Below are 9,491 nucleotides of genomic sequence, written 5' to 3' on the forward strand. Positions count from 1 at the left end.
CTATTGTCTAACAATAGGTGGTGTTTTTAATCTTCTTGTCGCTGATGATTAATATCAAATGAGTTATCATCTTTGTGATAGTTTTGGAACGTATCAATCAGCTTATCAAGATGCTCTAACTCTTCACTATACTCAATGATGACGGAAATTAAAGGGAAGATATGATAAATAACCTTATTCTCTTCATCATTATCGTATATTTTGTACTGCATAAATTTATCGATTAAAGCTCGTTTTCCAACGCAGGCTTCGTTTGGTACAGTAGTGGTTGGCTGTACGCGTAATTTCCCAATGAATTTTAATAATACTTGCTCATGATACATTAACAGGCACTCAACTTCAGATTTGATTAAATCTTGAAATTGCTGCGGCATGACTTGAAGATCATTTTCTACTCGGTGAAGTAGTTTCAAGGTTGTAAGAGCTCGTGTTGTTACGGTAATCATTTGACGAAATAAAACGAGCTTGCGTGACTTAACAAAACGTTTTTTGGTTGAATAAGTGCGTTCTTCTTTGTAAAAATCAAAGATTTGATTCATTTTAGCCACATTGTCTTTCATTTTTTCAATGTCTTCTTTTAACAATGTGTGCTCAGATGCATGATAAAGATTCATGCGAATCCATTTAATAATTTCTTCCGTTGTACTTACAATTTTATAATACAATCTTGTTTCATACTTTGGCGGAATAAAAATAAGATTGACAATAAATGCTGAGAATACCCCAAGTAACACTGTACCAAAGCGTATAAGTGCATATTCAACGAAATTATCTCCTGGATTTTCCATGATTGCAATTACTGTCACAAGCGCAAGCCCAATTGTATTATTAATACGTAATTTTAAGTTGACTGCGATGACAACAACAGCGGTAAAACCAATAATGATGGGATGGGTACCAAAAATAAGTCCAAAACAAACTGCAGAAGCAGCTCCAATCACATTCGCCTGTATTTGCTCCAATATTGTTAAATAAGATCTGTAAATAGACGGTTGAATTGCAAAAACTGCCGCAATTGCCGCAAATATTGGAGATGGTAAACTTAGAAATTCACCTAATAACAATGAAAGTGTAATGGCAATTCCCGTTTTTAAGATGCGGGCACCAAGTTTCATGTGCGTTCGTAGTTCCTTTCTGTAAAAAAGTTTTTTCGTTATGAAGAATGTTCCCCAAAACAAATGATAAATTGCAAAAATTAATCCTTCTTTATTACATAACCTGTTGGAAATAATATAAACAATAACATACTATACAAGGTTTAAGAATGGATATCAAGAGAAAACAAGCAGAAAAATAAGGGTATTTCTCGGGATTTTTCGACAGGCTGACAAAAAGGAGATGACGCGTAAGAAATGGTTATGAAAGGTGGGAATGTTCTATAAGGAAACCCAAAAGTAAAACGAAAAAGAGGTCGAGACATAACGAAATAAATACAATCTAAAGACGAACAAATGGGATACATAAGCTGAACCGCTTGTGACACAGCAGTTGATTTCCGTGCAAGACTTCGCTTTCCGCGGCCGCTGAGCCTCCTCGTCGCATACGCTCCTGTAGGTTCTCACCTGTTCCGCTTTTCCCGCAGCAGTCTTCGCCTTGCCCTCCAATCAACTGCTAGAAAGACCTATACACATGAAACCTACGTTTACCATAACAAAAAAAAGAACCACTAATCAAACATGGGACTGACCCCATCTTGATCAATGGTTCTTTTTTCACTTCGTCTAAAATCCTTTTATCTCAGCCTCTTTAGAATAAGAATTAGCGTTCTTCACTTAATTGTTTAAATGCTTTTTCTACTGCTTCTAATGTGTCGGTAATATCTTGTTCTGTATGAGCTGTAGTAAGGAACCATGCTTCATATTTCGAAGGAGCTAAGTTGACACCTTGGTGGAGCATTAGTTTAAAGAAGCGTGCGAATAATTCGCCGTCTGTATTTTCTGCTTGTTCATAGTTTTTGACCGTTTCTGTTGTAAAGTAGACAGTAAGAGCGCCTTTCAATCGATTGATAGTGATAGGCATGTTATATGTACGAGCATGTTTTAAAATACCTTCTTCGAGCATCGCCCCTAGCTTGTCCAACTGTTCATAAACACCTTCTTGCTTTAGTACTTCTAGGCAAGCAATCCCAGAAAGAATAGAAGCTGGGTTTCCTGCCATTGTACCTGCTTGATAAGCGGGTCCAAGCGGCGCCACTTTTTCCATGATTTCTTTTTTACCGCCGTAGGCTCCAATTGGAAGGCCGCCGCCGATGATTTTTCCAAAGGCAGTCAGATCAGGTTTTACACCAAGTAAATCTTGAGCTCCACCGTACATAAAGCGAAACGCTGTAATAACTTCATCGTAAATAACAAGTGCTCCAGCTTCGTGAGTCAATTCGTTGACTTGTTCTAAAAAGCCAGGTTCAGGCTCAACAATTCCGAAGTTTCCAACGATTGGTTCTACTAAAACAGCCGCAATCTGATCGCCCCATTTTTCTAATGCTTCCTTGTAAGGCTCAATATCGTTAAAAGGAACTGTGATAACTTCACTAGCGATACTTTTTGGTACACCTGCAGAGTCAGGAGTTCCGAGTGTAGAAGGGCCAGATCCAGCTGCCACCAATACAAGGTCTGAATGGCCGTGATAGCAACCTGCAAATTTAATAATTTTATCGCGTCCAGTATAAGCGCGTGCTACACGGATCGTTGTCATAACGGCTTCTGTTCCAGAGTTCACGAAGCGCACTTTATCTAATGCGGGCATCGCTTCTTTGAGCATTTTAGCAAATGTGACTTCATGAGCAGTTGGAGTACCGTAAAGAACACCCGTTTCAGCTGCTTTTGTAATAGCTTTGGTGATATGAGGATGAGCGTGTCCCGTAATAATAGGACCGTAAGCTGCTAAATAGTCAATATATTTATTTCCATCAACGTCCCAGAAATAAGCTCCGCTTGCCTTCTCCATTGCAACAGGTGCTCCGCCTCCTACGGCTTTATATGAACGTGAAGGGCTGTTAACGCCGCCGACAATATGTTCGAGCGCTTCAGCATGTAATTGTTCTGATTTTGTAAATTGCATAGTATGCCTCCTAATGAAAAGTTCAACGTCTTTATTCTATCAAACTTATTTGTTTCTTGAAAAACATTCGAGAACGTGTATGATAGAAATTTGTGAGCTAACTGCTAGAAAATAGTTCCTCGTCTCTTGAAGGAGTTGCTAGCAAGGGCGCCGGAAACAATAAAAGAAACCACTAATACGTCGACGTAACGGAGGGAATACAATGAAAAATGCTATTGAGGTGAATCAACTTCGGAAAGAGTTTAAAGCCTATTCTAGCCGCTCTGGCCTTAAAGGGGCATTCCGGGATTTATTTACCCGTAATTATAGAGTCATGAAAGCTGTGAACGATATTTCGTTTACCGTAAAACAAGGGGAAATGGTAGGGTATATAGGAGAAAACGGAGCAGGGAAATCGACCACAATCAAAATGCTGACAGGAATCTTAACTCCTACTTCAGGCGACATTACGGTAAATGGAATGAACCCTCATAAAGAAAGGGAAAAGTTTGCCCAAACGATTGGAGTTGTTTTTGGTCAACGCTCTCAGCTGTGGTGGGATATTGCTGTACAAGAATCTTTTCGCCTGTTAAAAAAAGTATACAAAGTGTCAGATGAAGATTATAACGCTCATATGGAGCACGTTATTCAAACTTTAGATATTGGACCGCTGCTAGATAAGCCGGTGAGAAAGCTTTCTCTAGGTCAAAGAATGCGCTGTGAGCTGGCTGCTGCTCTTATTCATAATCCGCCGCTTCTATTTCTAGATGAACCGACGATCGGTTTAGATGTACTAGTTAAATTAAAAATCCGCCAATTTTTAAAAGAAATTAATGAAAAATATAATACGACGATTTTGCTTACGACACATGATTTAGCAGATATTGAAGCTTTATGTGAACGCGTTGTAATGCTCGATGAAGGCAGTATTATTTATGACGGATCGCTGCAAAAGCTGCGTTCGAATTGGGGAGACCTTAAACAAGTTACGTTTGAATTTGGAACCGCGCCAAATAAAGAGCAGTTGAAGCTATTGACGCAAGGGATGCCTGTTAACTGGATTGAAGGTGATCAAAAATATTTGTGGACAGCGCAGCTTCAAAATAAAGGGGACTTAATGTCGCAGCTGATTGCTAAAGTGGTGGCAAAGCATGAAATCAGTGATATTAACATTGAAGAAATTTCAACGGAAGAAATCATCCGCAACATTTATGAAGAAGGTGTTGTGAATGGATAAATATATAGAGATGATACGCATTCGCTTTTTAATGATGCTGGCGTATCGGACGAATTATTACAGCGGAATCTTGATTTATGCGATTAATATTGGTGCTTACTACTTTTTATGGTCCGCTATTTATGGAGGAAAAGAGAATATTCAAGGGTTATCCATTACCCAAATGACAACGTATGTAGCAGTTTCATGGATGGCAAGAGCCTTTTATTTTAATAACATTGACCGTGAAATGGCAATGGAAATTAAAGATGGCAAAGTGGCAGTAGAGTTAATTAAGCCTTATAGCTACCTTGGTATGAAAACAATGCAAGGACTGGGAGAAGGGATTTTTCGGCTGCTGTTTTTCTCAGTGCCCGGCATGATTATTGTCGCGTTTTTATTTCCAGTACAGTTCTCAGCAAATGCAGCAACATGGCTTTATTTTGGACTGTCTTTAATTTTTAGTTTCATTATTAATACACAAATCAATTTATTAACGGGTATTACGACTTTCTTTCTCTTTAACAATGATGGACTCATTCGAGCGAAGCGCGTTGTTATTGATTTGTTTTCAGGACTTCTTCTGCCCATCAGCTTCTATCCTTTCTGGGCGCAACATATTATGAGCTATCTCCCTTTTCAAGCCATTAGTTATATTCCGAGCATGATTTTCACAAATGGATTTAAAGGGCAGGAAATAATAAATGCTCTTATCACACAAGCAGTTTGGTCAGGACTTCTATTTATCCCTATTGCATGTTTGTGGAACATAGCGAAGAAAAAAATGGTTATTCAAGGAGGGTAGTCTATGAAAATGTTTTATTTTTCGATTTTCTTTCAGTACATTAGTCAATATATGAAAACAAGGCTTCAGTACCGCACCGACATGGTAGTTGAAATCATTTCAGACTTATTGTTTCAAACAGTTAATTTGATTTTTATTTTAGTCGTATTTGGACATACTCAGTCGCTGCACGGATGGTCACGAGAGGAAATTATCTTTATTTATGGTTTCTTTTTGGTCCCTTTTGCTATTTTTTCGTCTTTCTTTAACATTTGGGATTTCAACGAGCGGTACATTGTTAAAGGAGAAATGGACCGAATTTTAACGAGGCCGATTCACAGTTTGTTTCAAGTTATTTTGGAGCGGATGGAACTAGAATCATTGTTTGGTGGTATCACAGGGATTGCAGTAATGGCTTACGCTGCGTCTTCTTTACATCTTCATTTCCAGTGGTATGATGTTTTTATTTTTCTATTATTTATTTTAGGAGGAGCGCTTGTATACGCAGGAATTTTCATCGCCTTAGCAAGCATAGGCTTCTGGTCGGATGCCAGAACCTCTATTATGCCTACTATTTATAATATTGGAAACTACGGAAGGTATCCTGTAGATATTTATAATAATGTCATCCGATATGTTTTAACGTGGATTCTTCCTTTTGCATTTGTAGGCGTATATCCAGCTGCTTATTTCTTAGGAAGGTCAGAATGGTATGGATATGCATTTTTAACCCCAGTTATGGGAATCGTCTTTTTTGTAATCTCTATTTTCTTATGGAATACAGGTGTTAAAAAATACAGAGGAGCAGGCAACTAAATGCCTGCTCTTTTTCGTGGCTTCGGAGTAGTAATGAATGGACAAGAACGCGCGTATAGTGGTAGTAGAGTATAAATTAAAGGAGTAGAATGATGGTTATTTTTCTAATCCTCGTTATCATTGCTTTTGTAATTGGTAGTATGAAGTTTCTATTTGAAAAAGAACTTGGAGAATTTCATTTTTTCTCAATTGGTCATTTCTTTGTCTTGTTTTATTCATATATTACAGTTTTATTGGGATTTAGCCTTATTTATACAGTGTGTGAGATGGGGAGTATTCCAGTGTTAAGCGGAGGGTTTGAACATGAAGGTCATTATTTTTATACGCTGTTTAACAGCATGTATTTCAGCGCAGCGACGTTATTTTCAGTAGGATACGGAGATATGTATCCGGTTGGAATTGGGAAATTATTTGCAACTTTTGAAGCGTTTATCGGCTATATTATGCCTGCAATCTTTGTGATGCGAACTGTTACCCGCACTTAAACTTGTCATCTTATCTAATATTGGGTACGCTATTCAAAGAAAATGAAAAGCGTAAAGGAGAAGATAAATATGACAGCTGTAGTTGGAGAAAAAGCACCCGATTTTGTATTGATGTCTACAAATGGAGAGCAAGTATCACTAGCGTCGATGAAAGGCAAAAACGTTGTGCTGTATTTTTATCCGAAAGATATGACGCCGGGCTGTACAACAGAAGCCTGTGATTTCAGAGATCAGCATGAAAATTTTGAAGAGCTAGATGCGGTGATTCTAGGAGTGAGCCCGGATCCAATCGACAAACACCATAAGTTTATTGATAAGCACGGCCTTCCATTCTTACTTTTAGCTGACGAAGATCACAGCGTAGCTGAAGAGTATGGAGTATGGACACTGAAAAAAAACTTTGGAAAAGAATATATGGGCATTGAACGCTCCACTTTTATCATTAATAAAGGAGGAATGCTCGTAAAAGAGTATCGCAAGGTTCGAGTAAAAGGGCATGTGGAAGAAGCTTTATCATTTATTAAAGAAAAAATGGCATAAAAACAGGCAGATAACTAGAGCAGTTTTAGTCTTTGAACATACAATATCAGTGTAGGGCATACCTCCTCAGATGTTAATATATTTAAAAGTGTGGATTGATTTCCACACTTCTTTTTTTGCATAAAATATATGAAAAATTTCTACTTATTACATAAAATAGGAATAGGCATCAAGTTGACAAAACGTGGGTAAAACATGTAGACTAATTATAAGAATTATAAAGTAATAATACTTACAGAAGAGGGGTGCATGACGTGTCAAATCATTTACAAGAAGCCCTTGAAACGTTAAAAGGTACTGGCGTTCGTATTACACCACAACGTCATGCTATTTTAGAGTATTTAATCAATTCCATGACACATCCAACAGCAGATGATATTTATAAAGCGCTGGAAGGTAAGTTTCCAAATATGAGTGTAGCAACCGTTTACAATAATTTAAGAGTATTTCGCGAAGTAGGTATTGTAAAGGAACTAACATACGGTGATGCATCAAGCCGGTTTGATTATGTTACAACAGAGCATTACCATGTGATTTGCGAAAGCTGCGGAAAAATTGTGGATTTTCATTATCCTGGTTTAGACGAAGTAGAAAAGCTGGCTGCTCATATTACTGACTTTGATATTAGTCACCACCGAATGGAAATTTACGGAACGTGTCCTGATTGTACGGCTAAAAAAGCGCATTAATAAGCTGATAGTAGTGATACTATCAGCTTTCTTTTTGTTTTTTTCTATTATACTTTTCGTCGAATTGTTTTCCTTCAAGAGACTGGTCAAGCGTAAGCGGCTCGTTGCAATACATACACATATCTACGCGCCCTAGCATTTTGGTTTGCTTTTGACATGTAGGGCAGGTTACTTGAATCGCTTTTGTAGAAAGCATGCCAATCCAGAAATAAACGCCGGTACTGGCTACGATGCACAGTAACCCCAAAAGCATAAAAATAGTCATTAGCCAGACTAAAGACCGAAAGAAAATCCCCCCATACATAACAATGAAACCAACAAAGATCAGGCTGAGTGCAAACGTGCGAATCTTGTTAATTTTATTTGAATACTTTATCCCCATCAGTATCCCCCCTGTTACCAATATATCATAGAGTGAGACAGTGAATGATGATAAAAATTGAATCTTCGGAAAATTATTGTTGGTTTTTGAGCTTTCTGAATGATTTCCATAATTCTGAGTGGGATATCCGTTATACATCGTATATAATAAAAAAAGAAATCTTAGTCCATAGCCTTTAAAATTTTGAAAAATATTTGTTTATTACAGTTAGGAGAGCTCAAAATGGAAGATGTTTTACGGCCAATATATCAAGAAAGAGCTAGCAATAAAGACACACTAGGTATTTTACTGATTGAAAAAAAGAAATCAGAATCTCCAGTGACGGATAATTTGGATGCTATCTTATTTATTGTGACCAAAACTACAGAAACTTCTCTTTTTATTAAACAATACGAATATGAAAATGAGCGTGCGGCACTTTATATGGCTTCTGAACAGCAAATGAGTGAATGGATTATGAATGGGACGAACCGCCGTATTATTGATTGGATCTTAAATGGTAAAGTGCTATTTGATCGAAACGAATATATGGAAAACTTAAAGAAACGCTTAATTGATTTTCCTAGAGAAGATCGGACAAAGAGAATAGGTGTCGAGTTTGCTAAGTTGATTCGCCGATTTAAAGAAGGAAAAGACTTTTATGCGTCTAATCATTATTTAGATGCATTCAATCATGTCATTCATGCTCTTCATCATTTAGCACGACTGTCTGTGTTGGAAAATGGATTTCACCCAGAAGTGACAGTATGGAACCAAGTGAAGAAAATAGAACCTGAAATTCATCGTCTTTACGAAGAGCTAATTATTAGCCAAGAAGAGGTTAGCAAGCGTTTAGAGCTGCTTTTCTTAGCGAGTGAATTTTTAGTAAATAAAAAAACTGAATTGGGTGCCAAGCATCTTGTTCATATTATGAAAAGTGAAAAGCAGGAATGGACGTTTAATGAACTGGTTCATCATCCCGAAATACGCCCTTATGCTATTGATTTAGGAATACTTCTTGAGTTTTTAATTGAAAAAGATATCATTATGGTAAAAAAAGTAGAAACCAAAGGAAAGAGTTTGTACCATAGACACTATGTGGCGAAATGATAGAGAGGATAAAGGGTATCTGATACGGTGCGGTTATGACGTATAGATACCCTGACATATGACTTTATAGCTTGGATAAAAGGTTTTTCTAAAAAAACACGATTTATTTTAAAAAATCTATTGACGCTTTAAAATATCCGTGGTAAATTTATATACGTCGCCGATGAGCGACACTAAATTTATCAAAAACTTGAAAAAACTTCTTAAAAAAGTTGTTGACAAGAAAGAGATAAACTGGTAAGATTAAAAAGTCGCTTAAGAGCGGCGGATGAACTTTGAAAACTGAACAAAGCGACAAACGTCAACGTTAATTTTTATTTTTTAAATTGAGCAAGTCAAACATTTCTTCGGAGAGTTTGATCCTGGCTCAGGATGAACGCTGGCGGCGTGCCTAATACATGCAAGTCGAGCGAACTGATTAGAAGCTTGCTTCTATGACGTTAGCGGCGGACGG

The 9,491-nt window shown here is 37.4% G+C and carries 10 protein-coding genes, 1 rRNA gene and 1 pseudogene; 8 read left to right on the forward strand and 4 right to left on the reverse strand.

From position 1 onward, the window contains the following. Positions 1–26: 26 nt before the first annotated feature. The 3 genes and pseudogenes from ACN6NE_RS12965 to ACN6NE_RS12975 form a co-directional block, all read right to left on the reverse strand. Positions 27–1,115 (reverse strand): FUSC family protein, encoded by a 1,089-nt coding sequence (locus tag ACN6NE_RS12965; RefSeq protein WP_057240319.1) that lies wholly within the window; start codon positions 1,113–1,115, stop codon positions 27–29. 287 nt (positions 1,116–1,402) lie between these two features. Then, positions 1,403–1,608, reverse strand: a pseudogene (locus tag ACN6NE_RS12970) (hypothetical protein); the annotation flags it as partial. Between the two features lie 150 nt (positions 1,609–1,758). Then, complete coding sequence (locus ACN6NE_RS12975; protein ID WP_129705918.1) at positions 1,759–3,057, reverse strand: glutamate-1-semialdehyde 2,1-aminomutase; 1,299 nt, start codon at positions 3,055–3,057, stop codon at positions 1,759–1,761. A gap of 202 nt (positions 3,058–3,259) precedes the next feature. Here ACN6NE_RS12975 and ACN6NE_RS12980 point away from each other — a divergent pair, with 202 nt between their 5' ends. The 6 genes from ACN6NE_RS12980 (at position 3,260) to perR (ending at position 7,566) form a co-directional block, all read left to right on the forward strand. After that, the gene (locus tag ACN6NE_RS12980; protein WP_013055167.1) at positions 3,260–4,273 is read left to right on the forward strand and encodes an ABC transporter ATP-binding protein; all 1,014 of its coding nucleotides are present in this window, start codon (positions 3,260–3,262) and stop codon (positions 4,271–4,273) included. Continuing rightward, on the forward strand, positions 4,266–5,057 hold the full coding sequence (locus tag ACN6NE_RS12985) for an ABC transporter permease (RefSeq protein ID WP_129705920.1): 792 nt from the start codon (positions 4,266–4,268) through the stop codon (positions 5,055–5,057). Before ACN6NE_RS12980 ends, ACN6NE_RS12985 begins: the two co-directional genes overlap by 8 nt. 9 nt (positions 5,058–5,066) lie before the next feature. Continuing rightward, positions 5,067–5,852, forward strand: coding sequence for an ABC transporter permease (locus ACN6NE_RS12990; RefSeq protein WP_013055169.1), 786 nt, complete (start codon positions 5,067–5,069; stop codon positions 5,850–5,852). Between the two features lie 92 nt (positions 5,853–5,944). Further along, the gene (locus ACN6NE_RS12995; protein WP_057240323.1) at positions 5,945–6,337 is read left to right on the forward strand and encodes an ion channel; all 393 of its coding nucleotides are present in this window, start codon (positions 5,945–5,947) and stop codon (positions 6,335–6,337) included. Between the two features lie 69 nt (positions 6,338–6,406). After that, complete coding sequence (bcp, locus tag ACN6NE_RS13000; protein ID WP_129705922.1) at positions 6,407–6,877, forward strand: thioredoxin-dependent thiol peroxidase; 471 nt, start codon at positions 6,407–6,409, stop codon at positions 6,875–6,877. Positions 6,878–7,131: 254 nt separating this feature from the next. Next, positions 7,132–7,566, forward strand: coding sequence for a peroxide-responsive transcriptional repressor PerR (perR, locus tag ACN6NE_RS13005; RefSeq protein WP_013055172.1), 435 nt, complete (start codon positions 7,132–7,134; stop codon positions 7,564–7,566). A 22-nt stretch (positions 7,567–7,588) separates the two neighbouring features. Here the strand turns inward: perR and ACN6NE_RS13010 are convergent, their stop codons facing one another. Then, positions 7,589–7,948 carry a YgzB family protein gene (locus ACN6NE_RS13010; RefSeq protein ID WP_474325489.1) on the reverse strand — a complete coding sequence of 120 codons (360 nt, stop codon included), beginning with the start codon at positions 7,946–7,948 and terminating at the stop codon, positions 7,589–7,591. A 222-nt stretch (positions 7,949–8,170) separates the two neighbouring features. Here ACN6NE_RS13010 and ACN6NE_RS13015 point away from each other — a divergent pair, with 222 nt between their 5' ends. Next, positions 8,171–9,037 (forward strand): nucleotidyltransferase-like protein, encoded by an 867-nt coding sequence (locus tag ACN6NE_RS13015; RefSeq protein ID WP_013055174.1) that lies wholly within the window; start codon positions 8,171–8,173, stop codon positions 9,035–9,037. Positions 9,038–9,381: 344 nt separating this feature from the next. Then, positions 9,382–9,491 (forward strand): 16S ribosomal RNA (locus ACN6NE_RS13020); the annotation flags it as partial.

This window comes from Priestia sp. 53B2 (genome assembly GCF_056099005.1).